The organism is Micromonospora sp. CNZ309 (assembly GCF_002846525.1).
The window spans coordinates 352,915-379,074 of record NZ_PJNG01000001.1; the positions used below are offsets into that span (position 1 = coordinate 352,915).

Here is a 26,160-nt window from a genome sequence, read left to right on the forward strand (position 1 = left end):
GGAGCACACAGGGCCGCAACGACGCACGAGAGACGCTCCCCGCACCGATCCGGCCCGCGCCGGGCCCTCAGGCCAGCTGCACCGAGCTGCGGGCCAGGCTCGCGGCGAAGCCGAGCCGCCGGTAGAGCCGGATCGCCCCGACGTTGACGCTGTAGACGCCGAGCGCCACGGTGTCGTGGCGGGCGAGCAGGGCCCGGGTCATCGCGGCGGTCAGCGCCGCGCCCAGACCCCGGCCCCGCCGGTCGGGGGCGACGGCCAGGCCCGCGAGGAAGCCGATGTCGCCCCGGCTGCGGTCGGCGCCGCAGGCGACGATCCGGTCGCCGTCGCGGATGCCGTACCAGTCGACGATCCTCGGGTCGCCCGGGCGCGAGGTGGTGGTGGGGAACGCCTCGTCGATCAGGGCGGCCAGCGCCGGATGGTCGGCCTCGGTGAGCCGGACCACCCGCTCCTCGTCGGGCTGGGGCGGCGACGCCCGGGTGGTCCAGAGGAAGTCCCACTCGTCGTGCCGGGCCACGGCCAGCCGACCGGACAGCGCCGCCGGGTCGAGCTGCGGCAGGTGCAGCCACTGGCCCGGCCGCAGGGCGTCGCGCGCGAGCAGACCGGCGAAGAGTTCGACCGCCGGCCCGGGGGCGCCGAGCGCGCCGCCGCGCGGGCCGTGCTCCGCCGGCAGCAGCCAGCCCACCGCCTCGCCGCGCCGCCAGCCGCGCGGCACCTCGCCGCGGGTGAGCGCGTGCCGGGCGTACGGGTGGTGGCCGGCGGCCGTCAGGATGGCGTCGCGCCCCTCCAGGGCCTGGTCGGCGATGATCATGCCGCCAGCCTAGGAGGCGCCGGGGCCGCCGGCGGGCGTACCCCGGTCTCCGGCTGTCGGCAGGGTCGTGCGGAGGGCGGGTCGCTCCACGCTGGAGATTGACGAGCGGACCGATTGGGTACATCCCGCGCCGACCCACTGGGAACCCCCACCGGAGGAACGTCATGCTCGCCATTCTCGCGGCGGTCGTTTTCGGCTTCGCCCTGCTCATCGACCTGCTGGACACCAACTTCGGTGCCCCGGACCTGTTCAACTGGAACACCCTCGTGCTCATCGGCCTGCTGCTGCTCTCCCTGTACCTGGCCGGGGTCGGCCGGGGCCCGCGCGGCGGAGGCGGCGGGGGCGGCGGCCGGTGGTACCGGGGCCGTCGCCCCGGCCGCGGCTGACCGCAACCGATCATCGCGGGCCCGGCCCGACGGCGCGCTTCCGGCGCTGTCGGCCGGGCCCGGTACTGTTCCCGTGATGGAGTCCGACGCCCTCTTCTCCCTCGGTGAGCCCGCCGCGGCGCCCCCCGCGCCCGCGGGTTCCGTCGGCGTGGACGGGTTCACGGCGGTGGGGGAGGATTCGCCGCTGCCCGTCCGGATGCGCCCGCGCAGCATCGACGAGCTGGTCGGGCAGGAGCACCTGCTCGCGCCCGGCGCCCCGCTGCGCCAACTGGTCTCGGCCACCGCGCCGATGTCGGTCATCCTCTGGGGCCCGCCCGGCAGCGGCAAGACGACCATCGCGCACCTCGTGGCCCGTTCCACGGACCGCCGGTTCGTGGCGATGTCGGCCCTGACCGCCGGGGTCAAGGACGTGCGCGCGGTGATCGACACCGCCCGCCGTCAGCGCCGCTCCGGCGGCCCGCAGACGGTGCTCTTCATCGACGAGGTGCACCGGTTCAGCAAGACCCAGCAGGATTCGCTGCTCGCCGCCGTCGAGGACCGCACGGTCACGCTGCTCGCGGCGACCACCGAGAACCCGTACTTCTCAGTCATCTCGCCCCTGCTGTCGCGGTGCGTGCTGCTCACCCTCCAGCCGCTGGACGACGCGGCGGTGCGCGACCTGCTGCGCCGCGCGGTCGCCGACGAGCGCGGGCTCGGCGGCGCGCTCACCCTGGAGACCGAGGCCGAGGACCATCTCGTACGCCTCGCGGCCGGCGACGTGCGCAAGGCGCTGACGGCGCTGGAGGCGGCGGCGGCCTCCGCCACGGCCCTGGGCACCGGGCGGATCGACCTCGCCACCGCCGAGCAGGCGGTCGACGTGGCGGCCGTGCGCTACGACCGGGCCGGCGACGCCCACTACGACGTCACCAGCGCCTTCATCAAGAGCATGCGCGGCTCCGACGTGGACGCCGCGCTGCACTGGCTGGCCCGCATGCTGGTCGCCGGCGAGGACGCCCGCTTCATCGCCCGTCGCCTGGTCATCTTCGCCAGCGAGGACGTCGGCATGGCCGACCCGACGGCGCTGAGCGTGGCCACCGCCGCCGCCCACGCGGTGGAGTACGTCGGGCTCCCCGAGGTGCAGCTCAACCTCGCCCAGGCCGTGATCCACCTGGCGACCGCTCCGAAGTCCAACTCGGCGACCACCGCCATCGGCGCGGCCATCGCCGACGTACGCGCCGGCCGGGGCGGGCCGGTGCCGCGCGGGCTGCGCGACGCGCACTACTCGGGCGCCAAGGGGCTGGGGCACGGGACCGGCTACCGCTACCCCCACGACGACCAGCGCGGCGTGGTCACCCAGCAGTACGCTCCCGACGACCTCGCCGGCACCGACTACTACCGGCCCAGCCAGCACGGCGCGGAGCGTGCGGTCGCCACCCGGCTGCCGCTGCTGCGCCGTATCGTCCGGGGGCTGCCCGCGCCGGCCGCGCCCCCGGAGACACCGGTGGCGGTCGGCGGCGGATCGGCCGGCAACGGCCGCCGACAGACGGAAACGGGCGGCGCCGACGCGACGCGAGAGGGCGGCAGCGACGCCGCCGGGGAGGGTCACCAGTGAGATCGCGTGGTTCGGAGCGACCGGAGGACGGCCCGGACGAGCGGCGCGACTCCCGCGCCAAGGGGCGCCGCTGGGGGCGGGGCAAGGCCGAGGCCGAGCCCGAGGAGCCGATCAGCGGCGAGGAGTTCGGCTGGATCGACGACCTGCGCTCGGCCAAGCAGCAGCGCACCGAGCTGGGCCCCGACGGGGTGGAGCCCGCCTCGCCCCCCGGCCCCCGCCCGGGTGAGCCGACGACTGCGGGCCCGGCCGGGCCCGCGCCTCATCGCGGCCCCGGCCCGACCGCCACGCCCCCGGTACGCCGCGGCGAGGCCGAGCCGCCGCGCCCCCGCCCGGTGGACGGGCCCTGGCCGGGCGCGCCGGAACCGCCCCGGCCGGCCGGCCCCGCAGCCTCCGGGCCGGTTCCGACGCACCAGCCCGGCCCCCGACCCCCGGCCGCCGGCCGCCCCCACCCCGGTCCGGACGGCCCGGACCGGCGGCCGCGCCCCACCCCCGGCGCCCCGACGGGGCCGCAGGTCGCAGCCTCGTCGCCCCCGCCGGCCGGCGCCCCGACGGGCCCGCAGCCGGTCGCCCCGGCCGGCCCGCAGGGAGTCACGCCGGATCCGCGTGGCTTCCCGGCGTACCCACAGGCCGACCCCCGGACCCGGCCGCAGCCCGGACCGGCCGTCGGACCGCAGCCCGGCAGGCCCCCGCACCCCCACGCCGGTGTGCCGGGCGGACCCCGCCCCGGTGCGGCGGTGCCCCCGTACCCGGAGACGCCCGACGCGCCGCACCCCGCCGGGGCGCCCCCGGGCCGACGTCCCGACGGGCGGGCGGGGGTGCCGGACGGCACGCCGCCGGCCGCCGCGCGGCCGGGCGGTGCCGTGGGCGCCGCCCGGGTCGGCGTCCCGCCTCCCGGCGCTGCCCAACCGCCGGCCGGTCTGCCGACCGGCGAGCTGCGCGGGGCGCCGGCCGAGGGCCGTGACCCCCGCTCCGGCCGGATGCGGCGAGGTCCGGCCGACAGCGGCGCACCCGCGCCGGCCGACGGCACCGGATCCCTGCCGATGGCCGCCCCGCCGGTGCCCGGCGCGGCGCCGGGCGGTGCGGGGGCCGACCGGGACCGACGCCCCGCGCCGCCGACCGGTCGACGCCGCGCCACCGAGGAAGCGGCCCCTGCGGTGCCCCGCTCCGGCAACGCGCCGCCGGTGCCGCTCTCGGGCAACGCGCCGCCCGTACCGGCTTCGGGCAACGCCCCGCCGCTGCCGCCTCCCGGCATCGCACCACCCGCGCCCGGTGTGCCCGTCGCGCCGCCCGGCGCCGGGGCCATCCCGCCCGCCGGCCCCGCCGCCCGAGGCCGCCGTGCCGCGCCCGACGGCGAGATCGCGGGCCGCCGCGCCGCGCCCGACGGCGAGATCGCGGGCCGGGGCCGGCGGGCGGCCGGCGACGACGAGACCTCCGGCCGGGCCGGACGCGCCACGGTGGGCGGTCCGCCGCCCGCGCACCGTACGCCCGACGGGGCGTCCCGCCCGGCGGAACCGGGCGTGGCGGAGGAGTCCGCGCACGCGCCGCGCCCCGTCGACGGGGAGTCGGGGCGCCGGCGTCAGGCCGGTGAGTCCCGCGCCGGTCGACCGGAGCGCCCGGCCGACTGGCTGCGGCAGGCGGGCCGTGCCCACCACACCGATCCGGCCCTGCCGACGGTCAAGCGGCCGGCACCGCCCGTTCCGGGTGCTCCGGCGGCGGTGCCGCCCGGCCCGGCGCAGCGCGGCGTCGAGACCGGCGCGGTCCCCGCGGGCCGGGCACGGCCCGGCGCGCAGCCGCCGCGACCCGACGACGCCGGCGAGGCCGGGCCCCCGGTAGGCCGGGGCCGACCCGGCGCCGAGCCTCATCCCGGCCCGCCCGCCCGGGGTGCCGCGCGCCCCGCGCCGGCCGGCCCACCGCTGCCGGCCGGCGCCCCGACCCCGGCCGGTCGGGCCCGCCCCGGCGCGGCCCCGGTCGACCCCACGCGTCCCGACGCAGCCCCGACGGGCCCCGCCCGGGGTGCCGCGCGCCCGGACGCCGGTCCGGCGGGCCCCGCCCGGGGTGCCGCGCGTCCCGACGCGGCCCCGGCGGGTGCCGCGCGCCCGGACGCGGCGGGCCCTGCCCGGGGTGCCGCGCGTCCCGACGCCGGTCCGTCCGGTGCCGCGCGGGCCGTCGCGCCGCGGCCCGGCACCGCCGCCGTGCCGCCGCCGCCCGACGCCGGCCCGGGCGCGCCGCCCGGTCCGCGCCGCCCCGGCCCGGCCGACCCGCGCGGCCCCGAGGCCCCGTCGGGACCCCCCGGTCCGGGAAGGAACGCGCCCGGACCGAGCCGGACCGACCAGAACGGCCCGGTCCGCCCCGCCGCCAACGCGCCGGCTCCGGCCGGCCCCGGTGCGGCCTCCGGCGTCGTCCGACCCCCCGGCGCCGGGCGGGACCGACCCGAGCCGACGTCCGGCGCGGGCCCCCGCCCCGTCGGTCCGCCCGGGGTGGCCCGGGCGGCCGCCCCGGCGCCCCGCCCCGGGCCCGAGGACCGCACCGCCGGGCGGGCCCTTCCGCCGCATCGCGAGCCCGGGCGGCCGGAGCCGTCGGGTGTCGCGCCCGTACCGCCGTCGGCGGGCGAACCCGTGGTGGCGCGGGCCGCCGCGGCGGTCGTACCGCCTGCCGAGCCGACCGACGGACCGGCGCTGCGCCGGCCCGCGGAGCCGGAGTCGCCGGACGACGACGCGACCGGCCCCGGCGGGCTGCGCGGCGCCCGATCCGAACTGCGCCGCCAGATGCGCGAGCGGCGTCGGCTGCGGATGGGCATCCTCGCCCTGGTCAGCATCGTGCTGCTCGGCGCGGTCCCGCTCTACTTCGGCATCCGTACGCTCAGCCGCGATCCGGTCTTCGACACCCTCGACGAGCTGGACGTGCCGGGCTGGGCGGCGGTCCAGCCCGTCGACGACGTCAGTGGCAGCCGGTGGTGCCTGCTCGACTGCCGACTGCGCGAACGTACGGCCACGTCCGAGCGGCCGCCCGCGGAGACGGCCCAGGTCTACGAGCGGGCGCTGACCGACGACGGCTGGCGGCCGTGGAAGGTGAGCCGCTGCCCGGAGCAGCCGGCCAAGGGCAGCTACACGTGCTGGCGCCGGGACGAGTTGACCCTCGACCTGTGGGTACGCGAGCCCGCCTGCGTGCCACCGCCGGTGGACGGGGAGCCGGCCGTCGTGCCGTCGCCCGACCCGGCGACCGCTGCGCAGGAGTGCTCCGGCTCGTTGGTGTCGGTGAAGGTCCGTAACGCGATCGACGACGAGCGGACCCGGCCCCAGCCCACCACCGACCCGTCACTCACCGGGGAGGACCCCTTCCCGACGCTCACCGAGGATCCGCTCGCGACACCGACACCCTCACCGTCCTGAGCCGGTTTCCATCACGGACGGTAGGGTCTGGGGCTGGCGGACCGCCAGCCCCCGTCCGACCCCTCCGGGTCGCCGAGCGGCGGTGTGGGTAGGACGGTCGCGCGTTGCGGGGACGTCGGGTTCCCGGAACTCTGCTTGAGGAGGACAGGCGTGGGCTTTTTCGAGGTCGCGGCGCTGATCGCGGCGATCGCGTTCGCGATGCTGGTGTTGATCCTGACGCTGCCCATCCTGCGGCTGCGGCACACCGTGGACGCCACCACCCGGATGATCAACGACCTCAACGACCGGACCGCGCCGCTGCTCGGCGACGTGAACACCACGGTGAAGAACGTCAACACCGCCCTGGAGCAGGTGCAGACCTCCCTGGACGGGGTCAACCTCCAGCTCGCCAAGGTCGACACCATGACCAGCCACGCGCAGAACGTCACCGCCAACGTCGCGAACCTGGCGACCGTCGTCTCCGCCGCCGCCGCCAACCCGTTGGTCAAGGTGGCCGCCTTCGGCTACGGCGTCCGCAAGGCCGCCTCCGCGCGGCGGCACGCCGAGACCGAGCGTGAGGTGCGCGACACCATCAAGCAGCAGCGGCGGGCCGCCAAGCGCGGCAACCGCTGATCCGGCACGACCAGGAGGAGCTCGGAGATGAGGCGGTTGTTCTGGCTCGGCATCGGGCTGGCCGTCGGCGTGGTGGTGGTCCGCAAGGCCACCCGCACCGCACAGGCGTACACCCCGGCCGGCATCGCCAGCACGGTGACCGAATCCGCTGGCGGGCTGGCGGAGTCGCTGCGTAGCTTCGTGGAGGACGTCCGGATCGCGATGGCCGAACGCGAGCAGGAGATCCACGAGGCGTTCGCCCATGGCGAGGCGTTCGACGACCAGTTCGCCGAGCTGCGGGAGGACCCGCGCATCGGCGACCGAGAGATCTTTCCGGAGGAACACCAGCGATGAAGACGGCGGAGATCAAGCGGCGGTACCTCGCCCACTTCGAGGCGAACGGCCACACCGTGGTGCCGTCCGCTCCGCTGCCCGCCATCAGCGACCCGAACCTGCTGTTCGTCAACGCCGGCATGGTGCAGTTCGTGCCCTACTTCCTGGGGCAGCAGACCCCGCCGTACCGGCGGGCGGTCAGCGTGCAGAAGTGCATCCGTACGCCCGACATCGACGAGGTCGGCAAGACCAGCCGGCACGGCACGTTCTTCCAGATGAACGGCAACTTCTCCTTCGGTGACTACTTCAAGGACGGGGCGATCCCGCTCGCCTGGGACCTGGTCACCAAGTCCCAGGAGCAGGGCGGGTTCGGCCTGGACCCGGAGCGGATCTGGCCGACGGTCTACCTCGACGACGACGAGGCGTTCGAGATCTGGCGCTCGGTCGGCGTGCCGACGGAGCGGATCGTGCGCCGGGGCAAGGCGGACAACTTCTGGTCGATGGGCATCCCCGGCCCGTGCGGCCCGTGCTCCGAGCTGTTCTACGACCGTGGCCCGGAGTACGGCCGCGAGGGCGGCCCGGCGGTCGACGAGGACCGCTACATGGAGTTCTGGAACCTCGTCTTCATGCAGTTCGAGCGCGGCCCGGGCACCGGCAAGGAGGACTACCCGATCCTCGGCGACCTGCCGGCGAAGAACATCGACACCGGCATGGGCCTGGAGCGGATGGCGTCCATCCTCCAGGGCGTCGACAACCTCTACGAGATCGACGAGGTCCGGCCGATCCTCGACCGGGCCGCCGAGCTGACGAACAAGCGCTACGGCGCCCGGTCCGGCCAGGTCGCCAGCGAGTCGCACCCGGACGACGTGCGGCTGCGGGTGATCGCCGACCACGTGCGTACGGCGCTGATGCTGATCGGCGACGGCGTCACCCCGAGCAACGAGGGGCGCGGCTACGTGCTGCGCCGCATCATGCGCCGGGCGATCCGGTCGGTGCGGCTGCTGGGCTGGCAGGAGCGGGCGCTGCCCGAGCTGCTGCCGGTGGCCCGGGACTGCATGTCCCCGTCGTACCCGGAGCTGGCCGCCGACTTCGACCGGATCGCCGACTACGCGTACGCGGAGGAGGACGCCTTCCTGTCCACCCTGCGGGCCGGCACCACGATCCTGGACACGGCGATCGCCGAGACCCGCACCGCCGGCAAGCCGGCGCTGTCGGGTGAGAAGGCGTTCCAGCTGCACGACACGTACGGCTTCCCGATCGACCTGACGCTGGAGATCGCGGCCGAGCAGGGCCTGGCGGTCGACGCGGAGGGTTTCCGCCGGCTGATGGCCGACCAGCGGGCGCGCGCCAAGGCCGACGCGCAGGCGCGCAAGACCGGGCACACCGACCTGTCGGCGTACCGGTCGGTGCTCGACTCGGGCGGCCCGGTGACGTTCACCGGCTACAGCGAGGTGTCCCGGGAGTCGACGGTGCGGGCCGTGCTCGGCGTCGACGGCCCCCGCCAGGCGGCGGTCGAGGGCGACACGATCGAGCTGGTGCTCGACGCCACCCCGTTCTACGCCGAGGGCGGCGGGCAGCAGCCCGACCTGGGCATGATCACCGTCGGCGGCGGCCAGGTCGAGGTGCTCGACGTGCAGCAGCCGGTGCCCGGCCTGATCGTGCACCGCGCCCGGGTGCTGCGGGGCGAGGTGCGGGCGGGGGAGACCGGCTACGCCGAGATCGACACCACCCGCCGGCGGGCCATCTCCCGGTCGCACACCGCGACGCACCTGGTGCACCAGACGATGCGCAACTTCCTCGGCGAGTCCGCCACCCAGGCCGGCTCCCTGAACGCCCCGGGGCGGCTGCGCTTCGACTTCAACACCCCGACGGGGGTGGCGCCGAGCGTGCTGCGCGACGTCGAGCAGCAGGTCAACGAGGTGCTCCTCGCCGACCTGGAGGTGCACGCCTTCATCACCTCGCTGGACGAGGCGCGGCGCATCGGCGCGATGGCGCTCTTCGGCGAGAAGTACGGCGAGGAGGTGCGGGTCGTCGAGGTCGGCGACTACGCCCGGGAGCTGTGCGGCGGCACCCACGTGGCCCGCTCCGGCCAGCTCGGCCTGGTGAAGATCCTCAACGAGTCGTCGATCGGCTCCGGGGTGCGCCGGGTCGAGGCCCTCGTCGGCATGGACGCGTTCAACTTCCTGGCCCGGGAGCACCTGCTGGTGTCCCGCCTCGCCGAGCTGTACCGGGTGCCCAACGACCAGGTCGCCGACCGGGTCGAGCAGACCGTGACGCAGCTGCGCGACGCCGAGAAGGAGCTGGAGAAGCTGCGGGCCCAGCTGGTGCTCGGCGGCGCGGCGGCGCTCGCGGCGCAGGCGAAGGACGTGGGTGGGGTCGCGTACGTGGGCACCGAGGCGCCGGAGGGCGCGGCCGGCAACGACGTGCGGACCCTGGCCCAGGAGGTCCGCGGCAAGATCGACCCGGCGCGGCCGGCGGTCGTCGCGGTGGCGGCGCGGGCAGGAGGCAAGGCGTCACTGGTCGTCGCGGTGAACCCGGCGGCGCGCAGCCGGGGCCTGGCCGCGTCCGACCTGGTCAAGGCGGCCTTCTCCGGTCGCGGCGGCGGCAGCCCCGACCTGGCCCAGGGCGGCGGCCTGCCGGCCGCCGAGGCGCCGAACCTGCTCCGCACGGTCGAGAAGGCGATCGCCGACGCGTGATATGTGCTCGCAGCGGCCAGGGCGGACCCGCGTGGTCCGCCCTGGTTCGCCGTTTCAGGGGGAGTCACCGACCGTGAGCGAGTTGTCCCGGGGTGTCCGGCTCGGGGTGGACGTCGGGCAGGTCCGGGTGGGGGTGTCCCGCTCGGACCCGCACGGCGTGCTGGCCACCCCGCTGGTGACCCTCACCCGCGACCTCACGGCCGCCCCGGACGCGGTGCCGGCCGACATCGCCGCGCTCGCCGCGCTGGTGGCCGAGCACGAGGCGGTCGAGGTCGTCGTCGGCCTACCGGTCAATCTCGCCGGCAAGCACGGTCCGGCCGCCGTACACGTGAAGGCGTACGCTGACCGACTGGCCGATGTAATAGCGCCCGTTCCGGTGGCGCTCACCGACGAGAGGATGTCCACGGTCGTGGCGTCTCGTAGGCTTGCCGAGCGTGGGGTCCGAGGGAAACGGCAACGTGCGGTGGTCGACCAGGCTGCCGCGGTGGAGATTCTGCAGAGCTGGCTGGACGCGCAGCGGAGGCGGACGCGATGATGGACGATCTTGACCTCGGGTTCGACGAGCAGGACCGGGGGGAGAAGGGCAAGCACCGGCGCGGCGCGGTGCGCAAGCGCAAGGGCGGCTCCGGCGGCGGTGGCGGGCGGGGCAAGACGGTCCTGGCCCTGCTGCTCGCCTTCGTCCTGCTGGGCACGATCGGCGGCGGTGCCTTCTACGGCTTCGACCGCGTCCAGAGCTACTTCGTGACCCCCGACTACGACGGCGCGGGCACCGGCGAGGTGACGGTCGAGATCAAGCAGGGCGCGCTGATCGCCGACATGGCCAACGCGCTGGTCGCCGCCGACGTGGTGAAGAGCGCCAAGGCGTTCATCGAGGCCGCCGAGGCGAACGCCCGCAGCAAGAACATCCAGCCGGGCACCTACAAGCTGCGCAAGCAGATGAGCGGCGAGAGCGCGGTCACCGCGATGCTCGACCTGAAGAACCGGATCGTCAACGGGGTCACCATCCCGGAGGGCCGGACGGCGAAGAACGTCTACAAGCTGCTCTCGGAGAAGACCAAGATCCCGGTGAAGGACTTCGAGGCGGCGGCGAAGGACCCGATCGCGCGGGGCGTGCCGGACTGGTGGTTCAAGCGCACCGACAAGAAGAAGGTCGCCCCGTCGATCGAGGGCTTCCTCTACCCGGACACCTACGAGATCCCGCCGAAGGCCACCGCCGAGAGCATCATCGAGCTGATGGTGGAGAACTTCCTCAGCGTGACCAGCGAGATGCAGTTCGCCGACCAGGTGCAGGAGAAGCGCGGGGGGATCAGCCCGTACGAGGCGCTGATCGTGGCGTCGCTGGCGCAGGCCGAGGCGGGCAACAAGGACGACCTGGGCAAGGTCGCCCGGGTGGCGTACAACCGGGTGTTCGGCGAGTTCCCGTGCAACTGCCTGGAGATGGACGTCACGGTCAACTACTACCTGGAGCTGACCGGGCAGAAGACCAAGACCTCCGCCCAGATGACGGAGGAGGAGTTGCTCGACACCAAGAACCCGTACAGCCGTAAGCTGCGCGGTCTGGTGCCGACGCCGATCAACAACCCGGGCAAGCAGGCCATGGAGGGCGCGATGGACCCGCCGCCCGGCAAGTGGCTCTTCTTCGTGGCGATCGACAAGGAGGGCCACTCGGCCTTCGCCGACACGATCGAGCAGCACGAGCGGAACAAGGTCAAGGCCAAGGAGGCCGGGATCATCTGATGGCGACCGCACGCCGTGCGGGGGTACTCGGCACGCCGATCGCGCACTCCCTCTCGCCGGTGATCCACAACGCCGGCTACGCGGCGGCGGGGTTGACCGGGTGGTCGTACACCCGGATCGAGTGCGCGGCGGCGGAGCTGCCGGGCGTGGTCGCCGGCCTGGGCCCGGAGTGGGCCGGGCTGTCGGTGACCATGCCCGGCAAGGAGGCGGCGCTCGCGGTGGCCGACGAGGTATCGCCGGTCGCCGCCGCCGTCGGCGCCGCCAACACGCTCGTACGCCGACCGGACGGCTCCTGGTACGCCGACAACACCGACGTGGTCGGCATGGTCGAGGTGCTCACCGACGCCGGGGTGCGATCGGGCGCGACGGTGACGGTGCTGGGCGCGGGCGGCACCGCCCGCGCGGCGGTGGCCGCGGCGGGGCGGCTCGGCGCCCGCACGGTGACCGTGGTGGCCCGCCGCCCGGCGGCCGTCGAGGAACTGCGCCCGGTGGCGCGCGCGGTCGACGTGGGGATGACCGGCGCTCCCTGGGGCGAAGCGGCCGAGCTGTGCCGCGCCGACCTGGTCGTCTCCACCGTGCCGAAGGGCGTGGCGGATCCGCTCGCCGAAGCGGTGGCCTGGCGGCCGGAGACGGTGCTCTTCGACGCGCTCTACGACCCGTGGCCGACGCCGCTGGCCGCGTCGGCCGAGACGGCCGGCTGCCGGATCGTCTCCGGCCTCGACCTGCTGCTGGCCCAGGCGGTGGGCCAGTTCGAGCACTTCACGGGCGTTCCCGCGCCCCGGGCGGCGATGGCCGCGGCGCTCGCCGCCGCCCGCGCGATCTGAGCGCTCAGACGGGACGGATGTGTCCCCTGTGGCCATCCGGTGCATCCTTAGGCGACGGTTAAGACGCGCTTAGGTCCGGCTGTCGTCCCCACGTCACGCCGTGGCCGTGGTTACGCTGCTGACCGTCACCGCCCGACACACAGGGAGTTCACCTTGGCTCGGCACGGACTGCACCGCCTCACCCGGCACCCCGGCCCGCGACGTAAGGCCGTCGTCCTCGGCGTGGCCGGCGCCACCGTGGTGGCCGGGATCGTGGCCACCACCATGCCGCTGCTGGCCGCCGACGACCTGTCGATCCCGGCGACCGCCGACACCACGGCGACCATGGTGACGCAGGACGGCGACAACGGAGCGAAGACGACGCTGGCGACCTGCGCGACCCGCTGCGACGGCAACCCCCGGGGCGGCCGGGAGGCCGTCGTCCAGTTCGCCGTGACGACCCTGCCGGCGACGGCGGTCAACGTGCGGGCGACGCTGCGGGTGCACGCGTGGCAGGAGTTCGCGGCGACCGTGAGCGCGCACGCCTCCGCGGTGGACGCCCGCGCGGCCCGGCCGACGCCGGCGCTGCCGGGGGCGGCCCTGGACACCGTCTCGAAGGTGGCGAGGGGCTTCAACGAGTGGGACGTCTCGGCCCTGGTGAAGGGCAACGGCACCTGGACGGTCTCGCTGGCGCAGACCGGCCTCGAGACGAGGATCTACTGGGCGTCGACGGAGAACCGAAACCCCGACCTCCGTCCGCGCCTGGAGATCCGCTACGACGTCGGCACCCGACCCACCCCGGTGGTGACCAGCGCCGCGCCGTCGCCGAGCCGGACGGTCGCGCCGAGCCCCGCGCCGAGGCCGACCCCCAGCGCCAGCCCCACCCGCGCCACCCCGAGCCCGTCGGCGAGCCCGTCGGCCGGGACGGACCGCTGCGGCGCGGTGTCGAGCAGGCTGGTGCCCTCCTGCGGCGCCTGGTGGGGGATGTACTCGCCGTCGAACGCGGGTGACGGCTGGGACCACGGCGCGGCGGTCGCCGAGGTGGAGGCGCAGGTCGGGCGCAAGTTCGACATCGTGCACCGCTACCACGACTTCTCCAACGCCGGCAGCAACGGCGCCTTCCCCGACGCCTACCAGCGGCAGCAGATGCGCGAGGGTCGGCTGATGTTCTTCGCCTGGGAGTCGCGGATCTTCTCCTCCGGCACGGTGCTGACGTGGCAGGACGTCTACAGTGGCCGGTACGACGCCACCATCGACGCGGTCGCCGGCCGGATCCGCGACACCGGCGTGCCGGTGTTCATGGGCTTCGACCACGAGCCGGAGGACGAGCCGGCCAAGGGCAGCGACGCCGATTTCGTCCGCGCCTGGCGGCACGTGCACGACCGGTTCGCCAAGGCGGGCGCCGACAACGCGGTGTGGGTGTGGACGATGATGGGCTGGTCGGGCCACTACGACCGCTACGCCGGTCTCTATCCGGGTGACCGTTACGTCGACTGGGTCGGCTACGACCCGTACAACTTCCACGTCTGCAACGGCAGCAAGGTCTGGAAGAGCCCGGCCACCACCATCGGCGGCTTCTACCGCTGGCTGGACGACAACCGCCTCGGAGTCGGCAAGCCGCGGATGCTCGCGGAGTTCGGCACCAACTTCGACGCGGCCGACCCGGACGCGAAGCGGCGCTGGTTCGAGGAGTTCCCGGCGGCGCTCAAGGCGCACCCGAAGATCAAGGCGGCGATCTACTTCAACTCCCCGGGCATGACCCGCCGGTCGAGCACCTGCGACATGACCATGAACCACGACGCCTCGTCGGTGGCGGGCTTCGCCCGCGCCGGGCGCGACAGCTACCTGCGGCAGCCCACCGGGGGCGCCCGCTGACACACCACGTTCACGATCTGACGCACCGTGATCGCCGAGTCGGACATCCGACCTGCTGTGTGCGGTGTCATGTTGCCGATGCACTGACCGCCCAATCGGCGGATATCGCCGGCCGGGGTCGACCAGGCACGCTACGCGGGTTCTCTCCCGACATGGAGGCGTAGCGTGCCCGACATCCCGCTCTCTCGGCGATCCGCCGGACTCCGCACCCGGGCGGGGGTGGTCGCACTCGTGACCGCCGCCGCCGTGCTGGCCGTCCCCACGGGGACCTCCGCCGCCCTGGTGCCGGCTCCCGAACCGGCGACCCTGGTCTCGGCCAACCCGGCCGACACCACACCGCACGCCAGGGACGGCGAGACCCGCGCCTTCGCGCAGGTCGGCTCCACGGTGTTCGTCGGCGGCAGCTTCACCCAGATCCGTCAGACCGCCAGCGCGGCGTGGACCACCCAGCGCTACCTCTTCGCGTACGACCGGGCCACCGGCACCATCTCCACCAGCTTCCTGCCGGTGCTGGACGGCGCGGTCAACACGCTGGTCGCCGGGCCGGGCGGCACGCTGATCGTCGGCGGCACCTTCAAGAACGTCAACGGCGTCTCCCGCAAGAACCTGGTGGCGCTCGACCCCGCCACCGGCGAGATCGTCGACAGCTGGGTCGGCCGCTCCGACGGCGGCACCGTGCGCGACCTGGCGCTGCACGGCAACTGGCTCTACGTGGCCGGGGCGTTCAACTGGCTCAACGGCACCGCGCACGCCGGGCTCGGCCGGCTCAACGCCACGACCGGCGCGATCGACCCGACCTTCAACGTCAACGCGACCGTCGGGCGCCACCAGACCACCTCGTACGTGTGGACGATCGACGTCTCCCCGGACGGCGGCACCCTGGCCGTCGGCGGCAACTTCACCCTCGTCAACGACCTGCCGCGCAACCAGATGGCGCTGGTCGACCTCACCGGCACCCCGGCGGTGCTGGACTGGAGCACGGAGAAGTTCGTGCCGCCGTGCGCGGCGCCGGCGACCTTCGTGCACTACGTGCAGGACGTCAAGTTCGGCGGCGACGGCAGCTGGTTCGTCGTCGGCACCAACGGCGGCTCGGGCTGGCCGGCCGCCTACTGCGACGCGCTGGTGCGCTTCGAGACCGCCGCCCGGGGCACCGGGCAGCTCGGCACCTGGGTCGACTACACCGGCAACGACACCATCACCTCCGTCGAGGTCGCCGACAACGTCATCTACCTGGGCGGGCACTTCCGCTGGCTGAACAACCCGAACGCCAGCGACCGCGCCGGCAACGGCGCCATCGACCGGCTCGGCATCGCGGCGGTCACCCCGGCCACCGGCCTGCCGGTCAACTGGAACCCGCGCCGCAGCGGCAGCGCGTCGATGCCGGCCGGCACCAGCAACTGGGGCTCCTCCGTGCCGGTGCTCTGGCGTGGCAGCGACGGGCTCTACTTCGGCCACAACTCGGACGGCATGGGCAACGAGTACCACGGCCGGCTCGGGATGTTCCCGCTGACCGGTGGGCGCACCATCACCCCGAAGAACGCGCCGACCGCCACCACCGGCAACCTCTACGTCGGCACCGGCGCGGGCGAGCTGGCCAAGGTGCCTTTCGACGGGGCCAGCCTGGGCACCCCGACCACGGTCAGCCAGCCCAACTACACGGCGGCCGGCGCGACCTGGCGGGTCGACGACCGGATCTACTGGTCGCACACCGTCGCCGGCACCCCCACGGGCAGCCGGATCGACATCTCGCTGTTCAACGGCGGCGCGATCGGCGCCCCGTGGGAGGCGTCCGGCTACAACGACTGGTTCAACCCGGCGCTGATGACCGGCGCGTTCTACCTCGACGGGCGCCTCTACTACACCCGCTCGGGCGCCAGCGGTCTCTACTACCGCTACTTCGAGATCGACGGCAACTACCTGGGCGCCACCGAGTTCACGCTGCCCACCACCGGGGTGACCTGGTCGGCCGTGCGGGGCATGGCCTGGGTCGCCGGGCGGATCGTGTACGGTGCCACCGACGGAACGCTGCGCAGCGTGCCGTTCGACCCGACGGCCGCCCCGGCGGTCGACGGAACGACGGTGACGGTGGTCCCGGCGGCCGCCGGCGTGACGTGGTCAACGCCGTCGACCTTCTTCTCCGTGCAGTGACGGTCGACTGTTCGTAACGGAACATCGGTAGATTGTTCACGTTGGGCCGGCGACGGATCAGCCGTCGCCGGCCCGCACGACGTGGGGAGGGTCGTTGGTCGGCGCGGGTGGCAACCGCAGGGGGCTCGCCGTGCGGGCCGTCTTCGCGGTCAAGCGCAGCTGGTACACGCTGCGCTATCCCCGGTTGACGCTGGGCCGGGGCGTGGAGATCCGCGGCCGGATCCGGTTGCGCCGGGGCGTACGGGTGAGCATCGGCGACCGCACGCGGATCAACAAGCTGGTCCGCTTCGCCGGGCCCGGCGAGGTGCGGGTCGGCGCCGACTGCCTGCTGAACGCCACCTGGATCGGCACCTGGACGTCGGTCACGATCGGCGACCGGTGCCTGCTCTCGGACTGCGAGCTGCTGGACAACGACTTCCACAACCTGCCACCCGAGCAGCGGCACGACCCGCCCGTCCCGGCCACCCGCGCCCCGATCACGATCGAGGACAACGTGTGGATCGGGGCGCACGCCCTCGTGATGAAGGGCGTGCGGATCGGCCGGGACAGTGTCGTGGGTGCCGCCACGGTCGTCCGTACGGACGTGCCGCCGCGGGTCGTGGTCGCCGGAAATCCACAACAGACGGTGAAGAAGTTCCATGACTGACGCTTCCCCCGGTTCCTGGCCCTCGGACGTCCCCGCCGGTGGCGGCACGCCGGGCCGCACCGTCACGCTGACCGACCTGCTGCGCGTACCGCTGCACCGCATCCGGCTCGTCGGGGCCGTCGCGGCGGTCGGCCTGCTCGCCGCGATCGGCTACGTGGTGCTCGTCCCCGCCGCCGTCACCGCCAGCGCGGTCGTGGCGGTGCGTCCCGTCGTCACCGACGCGTTCACGCCCAGCGGGGCCGCCGCCGACCGGGCGGTGAACATGAACGTGGAGAGCGGCATCGCCACGGGCACCGACGTGGTGCAGCGGCTGGCCGACTCGGGCGGCATGGACCCGCGCGAGGTGCGCGACGCCCTCGAGGTCGAGGTGCCCACCGGCGGGCAGATCCTGCGCTTCGTCTACCAGGCACCCACCGCCGAGCAGGCCGTCGAGGGCGTCAACCTCGCCGCCCAGGCCTACCTGGACGTGCGCCGGACGATGTACGAGAAGCAGCGCGAGGAGATGCTGCGCTCGTACGACGAGAGCATCGCCAAGGTCGCCGCCCAGCAGGCCGCCCTCCAGAAGCGGGTCAACAACGCCCGCGCGGGCACCGTCGACGCCGCGGTGACCGAGCTGACCGGCATCAACAACCAGCTCACCCAGCTCAACGCCGCCCGCACCGAGATCGCCGCCGTCGACGTCAACCCCGGCTGGGTCACCCAGAGCGCCGAGCGGGCCCTGGCCTCCACCGCCGGCAACGGCCCGCTCTACCTGCTCGCCGGCCTGCTCGGCGGGACGCTGCTCGGGGTGGTGCTCGCGTACGCCTGGGAGTCGATGGACCGGCGGATCCGGTCGGTCGACGACGGCCGGGACGCCACCGGGCTGCCGCTGCTCGGCACGGTCCGCAGCCGCCGGTGGCGCGGCGGCAAGGAGGCGGTCGACGCCGACATCCGGTACGTGGCGATGGCCATCGCGGAGCGGGTGCGCCAGCCCGCGCGGGTGTCGCTGCTGACCGCCCGGGAGGAGGACCCCACGGCCATCACCGCCGGCCTGGCGGTGGCGTTGGCCGCCGTCGGCCGGGAGGTCTTCGTCGCCGACGACAGCGGGCGCGCCGAGCGGCTGCGGACCACCGTGCTCGGCGACCGGGAGCGGCTGCCCGCCGCGGCCGACCCGTCCCGCCCGCTCGTCCCGAAGCCCCGGCCCGCCGGTTCGACGACGGACGGCAAGAGCGGCGGCGCGGCGGAGCCGGTGGCCGCCCGCCGCCCGTCGCCGCACCCGATCGTCGGCGCCCGGCCGTCCACCGACCCGGACGCCACGCTGACCCTGCCCCGGGTCACCTCGGCGGCGAGCGCCGGAAACGGCAAGGTGACCAGCACCGATCCGGTGTCCGTGGGCGCGGGCAGCGTCCGGTTCGGCACGTGGCGGCAGGGCGCCGACCACACCCTGGTGCTGTTCAACGCGCCGCCCGCCGAGTCCGACGAGCGCGGCGTCGCCGTCGCCCGGCAGGGCACGGCCGTCGTGGTGGTCGAGCAGGACCGCACCCGGCAGGGCGACCTGCGCCGGCTCGTGGAGCGGCTGCGCGCCGCCGGGGTCACCCCGCTCGGCTTCGTGTTGACCCGCAGCGGCCGAGGCTGAACCGTGCCGGTCACCCGCGCCCCGGCGACGACCGAGCCCGCCGGTGCGCCGGGCGGCGCCGCGGCGCCGCCCCTGCCGCCACCCCCGCCGCGGCTGCCGGTCTGGCCGCTGGCGTTGATGTTCGGCATGGTGCCGGTGTGGTGGCTGGCCGGCGCGTTCTACCTCGGGTGGCCGCTGCTCGGGGCACTGCTGTTCGCGCTGCTGGTCATCCGTGGCCGGGTGCCGCTGCCCCCGGCCGCCGGGATCTGGTTGCTGTTCCTGGCCGTCGTGGTGGTCAGCGCCACCCAGTTGCAGACGCCGGCCTCGGTGCTGACGTTCGCGCTGCGGCTCGCCTTCTACCTCACCGCGCTCGTGGTCGGCGTCTACGTCTACGCGGTCGCCCGCGAGCGCCCCGACCAGGCCGCGGTCCTCGTACCGCTCTGCGCCTTCTGGTTCGCGCTGGTCGCGCTGGGCTGGCTGGGCGTGCTGGCGCCCCGGTTCGCGCTGACCACCCTGGTGGAGGTGCTGCTGCCCGGCGGGGTGGCCAACACCCCGTTCATCCAGGACATGGTCCACCTGACCACCGCTGAATACAGCGCCCGGTCGCTGAACCCGATCTACCGGCCGGCCGCGCCGTTCGCGTACACCAACAACTACGGCAGCGCGTACGCGATGACCCTGCCCTGCGTGGTGGCCTTCACCATGCTGCGGCGGCGCGGCGTGCTGCGCTGGGCGCTGCTGGCGTCGCTGCCGCTGTCGCTGGCGCCGGCCTTCCTCACGCTCAACCGGGCGATGTTCCTCAGCCTCGGCGCCGGGCTGGCGGTGCTCGGCGTCCGGGCCGCCCTGCGCGGCAACGTCCGGGTGGCCGCGTCGATCGTCGGGGTGGTGGTCACCGGTGGCCTCGTCACCCTGTTCATCCCGGTCACCCAGCTGATCGGCAACCGGGTCGAGTCCAGCGACACCAACACCGACCGGCTCTCCCTCTACGTCGAGGTGATCCGGCGGGTACGGGAGTCGCCCTGGCTCGGCTACGGCGCGCCGGTGAACGTCGACACCGTCAGCGCCGAGGCGCCGATCGGCACCCAGGGGCAGCTGTGGATGGTGCTGTTCAGCCACGGCGTCCCCGCGCTGCTGTGCTTCCTGGCCTGGTTCGTGGTCGCCGCGCTGATCTGCGCCCGCGCCACGTCCGCCGCGGGGCAGTGGCTGGCCGTGGTGCCGGTCGTCTGCCTGGTGCAGATCCCCTTCTACGGCATGGCCAACCAGAACCTCGCGGTCGCCTTCTTCGCGGTCGCCTTCGCGATGGCGCTCACCGAACGGGAGACCTCGGCCCGGCTCCACCGCCCCCGACCCCCGCGCCCGGAAGCGGTGCCCGCATGACCGCCACCACCCGAGGGCCGTCCGGCCCCCACCCGGCCTCCGCACCCGCCGCGTCGGCCCCGGCCGGAGCGCCGCCTGCCGCGTCGGCCCCGGGTGCAGCGCCGCCCGCCGACGACACGGAGACCCGGCGCAGCGTCCGCAGCGGCGTCGCCGGACTGGTCGGCGCGGCCACCAGCGGGCTCTTCGGCTTCCTGCTCGCGGTCGTCATCACGCGCGGCTACGGCACGGTCGGCTCCGGGGCGTTCTTCGCCGCGATCGGGGTGGTCACCGTCGCCACCGCCGTGTGCACCCTCGGCGCGGAGACCGGGCTGATGTGGGCGCTGCCGCGCCGGCGCCTCGGTGCCCGGGGCGACGCCGCCCGGGTGCTCCCGGTGGCGCTGGTCCCGCCGCTGCTGGTGGCGGTGGTCGTCGCCGTGGGCGGGGTGCTCGCCGCCGACGCGCTCGCCCCGCGCCTGCTGGGCGGCTCCGGCGTCGACGGTACGGCCCTGCTGACGGTCAGCTTCGCCGCGGTGCCGGTGGTCGTGGCGATGACGCTGCTGCTCGCCGCGCTGCGCTGCGTACGCCCGATCCGGGCGTACGTCGGGGTGCAGTTCTTCCTGCTGCCGGTGGCCCGGCCGGTGCTGGTCGGCGCGGCGGCCCTGGCCGGCGGGGGTCTGCTGGCCGGCATGACCGGCTGGCTGGTGCCGGCGGCGCTCGCCCTGCTGGCCTGCCTGACGCTGGTGGCCGGCCCGCTCGGCGTCGGCCGGGGCGCGGCGCTGCGGCCCGCGCCGGGCGACTGGTCGGCGTTCTGGCGCTTCGCGCTGCCCCGGGCCGCGTCGGCGGCCATCGACGCCGGCAACATGTGGGTGGGCGTGCTGCTCACGTCGGTGCTCGCCGGGCCGGCCGACGCCGGCGTCTTCGGCGCCGTCGGGCGCTACATCCTCGCCGGCCAGCTGGCCATGCAGGGGCTGCGGGTGGCGGTGTCGCCGCAGCTGTCCCGGCTGCTCGGGCGGGGCGACCGGGCCGCGGCGGCGGCCGTGCACCGGCAGTTGACCACCTGGGGGCTGGTGCTGTCCTGGCCGGTCTACCTGCTGCTGGCCGTCTTCGGGCTGGCCTTCCTCCAGCTCTTCGGCCCCGAGTTCACCGCCGGCGCCACCGCGATGACCGTGCTCGCGCTGGCCATGCTGGTCAACACCGGGGTCGGCAACGTGCAGAGCCTGCTGCTGATGGGCGGGCGCAGCGGGCTGCACCTGGCCGCCACGCTGGCCGGGCTGGTGGTCACCGTCTCGCTCGGCCTGTGGCTGATCCCGGCGCACGGCGCGACGGGGGCGGCGCTGGCCTGGGCGCTCGGCATCGCCACCGAGAACCTCACCGCCGTGGCCTGCGCCCGGGCCGTCATCGGCCAGCCCCTGGTCGACGCGGCGATGCTGCGCGCCGGGGCGGCCACCGTCGCCGGGGTCGGGGCCGCGGCGGGGATCGGGGTGCTGGCCGGCGGCCGGGGGATCGGCGGCCTGGCCGTGGCCCTGGGCGTGCTGGCCGCCGGCTGCGTCGGCTTGCTGACGTTGCCCCGGGTGCGGCACCGCATCCGGGTGACCATGGTGCAGGTCCGTGGGCGGCAGGAGGCGGCCCCGGCCGCCACCGGGCCCGCCCCGGAGGAGACGAAGGGCAGGTGAGGTCGTCGTGCCGTCCATCCGAGACCGGGTGAAGCAGCTCGTACCGACCCAGGTGACGGAGCGGGTGCGGGAGTCACTCGTCGACTACGGGGTGCGGACCAGCGACCGGCGGCCGCTGCCGGACTTCCTCATCATCGGCACCAAGCGGGGCGGCACCACCTCGCTGTGGAACTACCTCATCCAGCACCCGCTGGTGCCCCGGCTCTTCCCGGCCTGGAACACCAAGTCCTCGCACTACTTCGAGGAGCACTGGCGTCGCGGCGAGGCCTGGTACCGCTCGCACTTTCCCACCCAGCGTCACCGGGAGGCGCTGGAGAAGCGGCACGGCGGGCCGGTACGCGTCGGCGAGGCGGCGCCGCTCTACATGTTCCACCCCCTCGCGGCGCAGCGGGTCGCGGCGCTGATGCCGTCGGTGCGGCTGATCGTGCTGCTGCGCGACCCGGTGGAGCGGGCGTACTCGCACTGGAAGGAGCGACGCACGCACGGCATCGAGCCGCTCGACTTCGCCGCCGCGCTGGCCGCCGAGGGCGAGCGTACGGCGGGGGAGCGGGAACGGCTGATCGCCGAGCCGGAGTACTTCAGCGAGCCGTACGACTGGTACACCTACCGGGCCCGGGGCCGCTACCTGGAGCACCTGGAACCGTGGCTGGAGCGCTTCGACCGGGAGCAGATCCTCTTCCTGCCCAGCGAGGACCTCTACCGCGACGCCCGGTCCACCTACCGCCGGACGCTGGACTTCCTCGGTCTGCCGCCGCACGACCTGCCCGACTTCAAGGTCTACAACGACCGGCGCTCGGCGCCGCTGGAGCCGGCCGTACGCGCCGAGCTGACCGAGTACTACCGCCCGTACAACGACGCGTTGCGGCAGCGGCTGGGGCTGGAACTCGACTGGCCGGACCGGGCCGCGTGACGGCGCGTACGACCGACGCCGCCGACCCCCGCTCCCGCACCGACGGGCTGGGCTGGGTCACCCGGGCCGTGTTCGGCGACGAGCGGGTCGCCCTGACCGTGGGCGCCCCGCCGCCGCCCGGGCACCGCGAGGTCGCCCGGTACGCGGTCGTCCCGTCGCTCGCCCGGGCCCGGTTCCTGCTGCCGCTCGGCGCGCCCCGCGCCACGGCCGCCTCGCTGCTGGCGTACAACGCGCTGCGCCCGCCGAAGGTGCGGGCGGTGCGGGCCGCGCTCGGCGTGCTGGCGCGGGTCGGCGTGGTCGACCTGGCCCCGTTCCCCCGGCTGACGGTGTCGCTGCCCGATCCGGTCGCGGCCGACGAGGCGCTGCTGGCCGCCCGGCTGGGGGCCGCGCTCGGCGCGCCGTCGGTGCTCGCGGCCTGCGGGGTCCGCCCGCCGGACCCGAACCACAAGCCCACCCTGCAACTGTTCGCCCCGGACGGCCGGGCCCTCGGCTACGCGAAGATCGGCTGGAACGGCGCCACCCGGGCGCTGGTGACCACCGAGGCGGCGGCCCTGCGCGAGCTGCCGGCGGTGACCGGCGCGCCCGACCACCCGGCGGCGCCCCGCCTGCTGGCCGACACCACGGCCGCCGGGCAGGTCGTCGCGCTGGTCGAGCCGCTGCCGCCGGACGTGCGGGGGGTGCCGGTCGACGACCCGCCGCGGATCGCGGCCCTGCTGGCCGTGGCCCGACGGGGTGACCCGCCGGCGCCGCCGCGCCCGCTGGCGGCGTCGGCGTTCCTGGCCCGGCTCACCGCCGAGGCCGGGCGCGCCGCCGCCGGCACGCCGGACGGGGCCCGGGCGGTCGCCGCGGTCGCCGCCCTGGCCGACCGGCACGGCGGCACCGCCGTCGAGTTCGGGCACTGGCACGGCGACTGGGTGCCCTGGAACCTCGGCGTGCACGCCGGCCGCCTCGTCGCCTGGGACTGGGAGCACAGCGGGCCGGACGTGCCGCTCGGCTTCGACCTGGCGCACGACGCGTTCCAGCGGGCCCTGGTGCTGCGGGGCGAGCCGGCCGCCGTGGCGGCGCGGGCCGTCGACGCCCAGCTCGACCGGTACGGCGCCGGGCTGGGGCTCGGGCCGGCGGCCGGGCGGCTGGTGGCCGACGCCTACCTGCTGGAGATGTGGTTGCGCACCTGGCGGCTGGCCGACGCCGGCGCCGGCTGGAACGCGGCGCTGCATCCCGCCCTGCTGGACGTCATCGAGAAACGACATAGCGGCTGATCCGCCGAAATCGCCGGAGCCAGCGGCGTGCCGCCGGCTCCGGACGGTGACGGAGAAACTCCAGGTCGTCACGAACGTCGATGTCGGCGTTCGGTACGGCGCACCAGATCCGCCACCCGCGGAGATCGACTTGTCGCCCGGTCACCCTATTTCACCAGCCGGGGGACGTGTGATCTGCTGTCGCGTGGCGACCACCGAACATCCAAGCGAACGTGTGGGGAGTCGCGTGGAAACGACAACCGAGGATGCCGGCGAGCCCGGAGTCCTGCTCCTGGTGGGCTCCAGCGGCGGTCACCTGGCCCAGCTGCTCGCCCTGCGCCCGTGGTACGAACGCTGGCGACGGTGCTGGGTCACCTTCGACACACCCGAGGCGCTGTCGCTGCTCGACGGCGAGGAACTGGTCCCGGCGCACCACCCGACCACCCGCAACGTGCCGAACCTGCTGCGCAACGCCGTCCTGGCCTGGCGGGTGCTGCGCTCGCGGCGGGTCGCCGCCGTGGTGACCACCGGCGCCGGGGTGGCCGTCCCGTTCGTGGTGCTCGCCCGGCTCCGGCGGGTGCCGACCGTCTACATCGAGGTGTACGACCGCATCGACACCCCGACCCTGACCGCCCGGCTCTGCCGGCCGTTCCTCTCCGCGATGCTCGTGCAGTGGGACGAGCAGCGCCGGCAGTACCCGGAGGCCACCGTCGTGGGGACCCTGCTGTGAACGTCGAGAGCACCGGAACCGCCCCCGCGCACCGGGTCGCCCCGGGCCGGCCCCGCCCGGCGCCCGCCGGCCGTGTGCCCCGCCCGCGCGACCCCGGCGAACTCGCCCGGGCCCGACTGCTGGTCGCCGTCGGCACCGACAAGCACCCGTTCGACCGGCTGGTCGACTGGCTGGCGGAGTGGCACCCCACGGTCGGCGAGGACGTCGAGCTGACCGTCCAGCACGGACACACCCGGGCCCCCGGGGTGCCCGGGGCGGTGCCCTTCCTCGGCCACGACGAACTCCAGACCGCGATGGCCGAGGCCCACCTCGTGGTCTGCCACGGCGGCCCGGCCACCATCCTGGAGGCCCGCCGCCACGGCCACCTGCCGATCGTCGTGCCCCGGGACCCGACCCGGGGCGAGCACGTCGACGACCACCAGCAGTTGTTCGCCCGCCGCCTGGGCGCGGCCGGCATGGTGGCGCTCGCCGAGACCCGGGAGACGCTGTTCGAGGCGCTCACCGCCGGCCTCGCCGACCCGTCCCGGTACGCCGTCGCGGCCGACCCGGACGCGTCCGAGGCGCGCCGCGCGGCGGTCGAGCAGGTGGGGCGGATCGTGGAGGACCTGGTGGCCGCGTCGACCGGACGACGGCAGGGGACGAGGTGGCGGCCGTGGGCGCGGTCGGGCCGGAACGGAGAGCGGCGATGACCGAACACCCGAGCGTGAGCGCGGTGGTCCCCACCCGGGACCGTCCGGAACTGCTCCGGGCCGCCGTGCGCGCCATCCTCGACCAGGACCACCCCGGCACGATCGAGGTGGTGGTGGTCTACGACCAGTCCGAGCCGGACGCCGCACTGGCCGAGCTGTCCCGCCCGGGCCGGGTGGTCCGGGTGATCCGCAACGAGCGCGCCCCCGGGCTGGCCGGCGCCCGCAACAGCGGCGTCCTGGCCGCCACCGGTGAGCTCGTCGCGTTCTGCGACGACGACGACGAGTGGCTGCCCGGCAAGCTGCGCGCCCAGATCGAGGCGCTCGCCGCCCACCCCGACGCGGAGTTCGTCAGCTGCGGCATCCGGGTCAGCTACGACGGGCACACCGTCGACCGGGCGCTGCCGAAGGACTCGGTCACCCTGGCCGACCTGCTGCGCGACCGGATGACGGAGCTGCACCCGTCGACCTTCCTGATCCGCGCCGCCGCGCTGCGCGACGGGTTCGGGCTGGTCGACGAGGAGATCCCGGGCAGCTACGCGGAGGACTACGAGTTCCTGCTGCGGGCCGCGCGCAGCGCGCCGCTGGTCAACCTGCGCACGCCGTACGTGCTGGTGCGCTGGCACAAGCGGTCCTACTTCGCGCAGCGCTGGGACACCATCTCCGAGGCGTTGCAGTGGCTGCTGGAGCGCTACCCCGAGTTCGGCACGCAACCGGCCGGCGAGGCGCGGGTCACCGGGCAGATCGCCTTCGCCCGCGCCGCGTCCGGCGACCGGCGGGGCGCGATGCGCTGGGCCCGGCACACCATCCGGCGCAACCCGCGCGAGCCCAGGGCGTACCTGGCCCTCGCCGTGGCCGGGCGGGTGGTGCGCGCCGACGCGGTGCTGCGCACCCTGCACAAGCGCGGCCGGGGCATCTGAGCCCGCCGTCGCCCGGGGCACTGGCCGGCGTGGACCGGCCAGGCCCCGGG

At 75.2% G+C, this 26,160-nt stretch carries 21 protein-coding genes; 20 read left to right on the forward strand and 1 reads right to left on the reverse strand.

Annotation, left to right across the window (positions count from 1 at the left end; translation table 11 throughout):
• Positions 1–67: 67 nt before the first annotated feature.
• Positions 68–808, reverse strand: coding sequence for a GNAT family N-acetyltransferase (locus tag CLT72_RS01630; protein ID WP_101409213.1), 741 nt, complete (start codon positions 806–808; stop codon positions 68–70).
• 164 nt (positions 809–972) lie between these two features.
• Between CLT72_RS01630 and CLT72_RS01635 the strand changes: the two genes are divergently transcribed.
• From CLT72_RS01635 to CLT72_RS01730, 20 genes are all read left to right on the forward strand, one after another.
• A complete protein-coding gene (locus CLT72_RS01635; protein WP_089000992.1) occupies positions 973–1,194 on the forward strand; it encodes a hypothetical protein in 222 nt (73 codons plus the stop codon).
• 76 nt (positions 1,195–1,270) lie between these two features.
• Positions 1,271–2,785 carry a replication-associated recombination protein A gene (locus CLT72_RS01640; protein WP_101409214.1) on the forward strand — a complete coding sequence of 505 codons (1,515 nt, stop codon included), beginning with the start codon at positions 1,271–1,273 and terminating at the stop codon, positions 2,783–2,785.
• Positions 2,786–5,550: 2,765 nt separating this feature from the next.
• On the forward strand, positions 5,551–6,174 hold the full coding sequence (locus CLT72_RS01645) for a hypothetical protein (protein ID WP_101414872.1): 624 nt from the start codon (positions 5,551–5,553) through the stop codon (positions 6,172–6,174).
• Between the two features lie 150 nt (positions 6,175–6,324).
• Positions 6,325–6,786: a DUF948 domain-containing protein gene (locus CLT72_RS01650; RefSeq protein ID WP_089000990.1), complete on the forward strand. Its 462-nt coding sequence runs from the start codon at positions 6,325–6,327 to the stop codon at positions 6,784–6,786.
• A gap of 27 nt (positions 6,787–6,813) precedes the next feature.
• The gene (locus CLT72_RS01655; protein WP_101409215.1) at positions 6,814–7,119 is read left to right on the forward strand and encodes a hypothetical protein; all 306 of its coding nucleotides are present in this window, start codon (positions 6,814–6,816) and stop codon (positions 7,117–7,119) included.
• Entirely contained in the window at positions 7,116–9,794 is a 2,679-nt protein-coding gene (gene alaS / locus CLT72_RS01660; protein ID WP_101409216.1) for an alanine--tRNA ligase, read from the forward strand. The genes CLT72_RS01655 and alaS overlap by 4 nt, the downstream gene beginning before the upstream one ends.
• A 73-nt stretch (positions 9,795–9,867) precedes the next feature.
• Positions 9,868–10,329: a Holliday junction resolvase RuvX gene (gene ruvX / locus CLT72_RS01665; RefSeq protein WP_101414873.1), complete on the forward strand. Its 462-nt coding sequence runs from the start codon at positions 9,868–9,870 to the stop codon at positions 10,327–10,329.
• The gene (mltG, locus tag CLT72_RS01670; protein ID WP_101409217.1) at positions 10,326–11,531 is read left to right on the forward strand and encodes an endolytic transglycosylase MltG; all 1,206 of its coding nucleotides are present in this window, start codon (positions 10,326–10,328) and stop codon (positions 11,529–11,531) included. Before ruvX ends, mltG begins: the two co-directional genes overlap by 4 nt.
• A complete protein-coding gene (locus tag CLT72_RS01675) occupies positions 11,531–12,355 on the forward strand; it encodes a shikimate dehydrogenase (RefSeq protein ID WP_101409218.1) in 825 nt (274 codons plus the stop codon). Before mltG ends, CLT72_RS01675 begins: the two co-directional genes overlap by 1 nt.
• Before the next feature lie 153 nt (positions 12,356–12,508).
• Complete coding sequence (locus CLT72_RS01680; RefSeq protein WP_101409219.1) at positions 12,509–14,209, forward strand: CBM96 family carbohydrate-binding protein; 1,701 nt, start codon at positions 12,509–12,511, stop codon at positions 14,207–14,209.
• A gap of 219 nt (positions 14,210–14,428) precedes the next feature.
• Entirely contained in the window at positions 14,429–16,357 is a 1,929-nt protein-coding gene (locus CLT72_RS01685) for a hypothetical protein (RefSeq protein WP_101414874.1), read from the forward strand.
• A gap of 94 nt (positions 16,358–16,451) precedes the next feature.
• Positions 16,452–17,003, forward strand: a complete 552-nt coding sequence (locus tag CLT72_RS01690; RefSeq protein ID WP_101409220.1) for an acyltransferase — start codon at positions 16,452–16,454, stop codon at positions 17,001–17,003.
• Positions 16,996–18,618 carry a lipopolysaccharide biosynthesis protein gene (locus tag CLT72_RS01695; RefSeq protein ID WP_101409221.1) on the forward strand — a complete coding sequence of 541 codons (1,623 nt, stop codon included), beginning with the start codon at positions 16,996–16,998 and terminating at the stop codon, positions 18,616–18,618. The genes CLT72_RS01690 and CLT72_RS01695 overlap by 8 nt, the downstream gene beginning before the upstream one ends.
• 3 nt (positions 18,619–18,621) lie before the next feature.
• Entirely contained in the window at positions 18,622–19,974 is a 1,353-nt protein-coding gene (locus CLT72_RS01700; RefSeq protein ID WP_101409222.1) for an O-antigen ligase family protein, read from the forward strand.
• On the forward strand, positions 19,971–21,626 hold the full coding sequence (locus CLT72_RS01705) for a lipopolysaccharide biosynthesis protein (protein ID WP_101409223.1): 1,656 nt from the start codon (positions 19,971–19,973) through the stop codon (positions 21,624–21,626). Before CLT72_RS01700 ends, CLT72_RS01705 begins: the two co-directional genes overlap by 4 nt.
• A gap of 7 nt (positions 21,627–21,633) precedes the next feature.
• Positions 21,634–22,536 carry a sulfotransferase domain-containing protein gene (locus CLT72_RS01710; RefSeq protein WP_089000979.1) on the forward strand — a complete coding sequence of 301 codons (903 nt, stop codon included), beginning with the start codon at positions 21,634–21,636 and terminating at the stop codon, positions 22,534–22,536.
• Positions 22,533–23,795 (forward strand): hypothetical protein, encoded by a 1,263-nt coding sequence (locus tag CLT72_RS01715; RefSeq protein WP_101409224.1) that lies wholly within the window; start codon positions 22,533–22,535, stop codon positions 23,793–23,795. The genes CLT72_RS01710 and CLT72_RS01715 overlap by 4 nt, the downstream gene beginning before the upstream one ends.
• Before the next feature lie 226 nt (positions 23,796–24,021).
• Complete coding sequence (locus CLT72_RS01720; protein WP_089000977.1) at positions 24,022–24,504, forward strand: glycosyltransferase family 28 protein; 483 nt, start codon at positions 24,022–24,024, stop codon at positions 24,502–24,504.
• Positions 24,505–24,578: 74 nt separating this feature from the next.
• Positions 24,579–25,193, forward strand: a complete 615-nt coding sequence (locus CLT72_RS01725) for a glycosyltransferase (RefSeq protein ID WP_250101306.1) — start codon at positions 24,579–24,581, stop codon at positions 25,191–25,193.
• Positions 25,190–26,110, forward strand: a complete 921-nt coding sequence (locus CLT72_RS01730) for a glycosyltransferase family 2 protein (protein WP_101414875.1) — start codon at positions 25,190–25,192, stop codon at positions 26,108–26,110. The genes CLT72_RS01725 and CLT72_RS01730 overlap by 4 nt, the downstream gene beginning before the upstream one ends.
• Positions 26,111–26,160: the final 50 nt, after the last annotated feature.

What these genes read in the sequence shown, in the direction of transcription:
- CLT72_RS01630 (WP_101409213.1), bottom strand. Translation starts at nt 808, where the DNA reads ATGATCATCGCCGACCAGGCCCTGGAGGGGCGCGACGCCATCCTGACG.
- CLT72_RS01635 (WP_089000992.1), top strand. Translation starts at nt 973, where the DNA reads ATGCTCGCCATTCTCGCGGCGGTCGTTTTCGGCTTCGCCCTGCTCATC.
- CLT72_RS01640 (WP_101409214.1), top strand. Translation starts at nt 1,271, where the DNA reads ATGGAGTCCGACGCCCTCTTCTCCCTCGGTGAGCCCGCCGCGGCGCCC.
- CLT72_RS01645 (WP_101414872.1), top strand. Translation starts at nt 5,551, where the DNA reads ATGCGCGAGCGGCGTCGGCTGCGGATGGGCATCCTCGCCCTGGTCAGC.
- CLT72_RS01655 (WP_101409215.1), top strand. Translation starts at nt 6,814, where the DNA reads ATGAGGCGGTTGTTCTGGCTCGGCATCGGGCTGGCCGTCGGCGTGGTG.
- alaS (WP_101409216.1), top strand. Translation starts at nt 7,116, where the DNA reads ATGAAGACGGCGGAGATCAAGCGGCGGTACCTCGCCCACTTCGAGGCG.
- mltG (WP_101409217.1), top strand. Translation starts at nt 10,326, where the DNA reads ATGATGGACGATCTTGACCTCGGGTTCGACGAGCAGGACCGGGGGGAG.
- CLT72_RS01675 (WP_101409218.1), top strand. Translation starts at nt 11,531, where the DNA reads ATGGCGACCGCACGCCGTGCGGGGGTACTCGGCACGCCGATCGCGCAC.
- CLT72_RS01695 (WP_101409221.1), top strand. Translation starts at nt 16,996, where the DNA reads ATGACTGACGCTTCCCCCGGTTCCTGGCCCTCGGACGTCCCCGCCGGT.
- CLT72_RS01705 (WP_101409223.1), top strand. Translation starts at nt 19,971, where the DNA reads ATGACCGCCACCACCCGAGGGCCGTCCGGCCCCCACCCGGCCTCCGCA.
- CLT72_RS01730 (WP_101414875.1), top strand. Translation starts at nt 25,190, where the DNA reads ATGACCGAACACCCGAGCGTGAGCGCGGTGGTCCCCACCCGGGACCGT.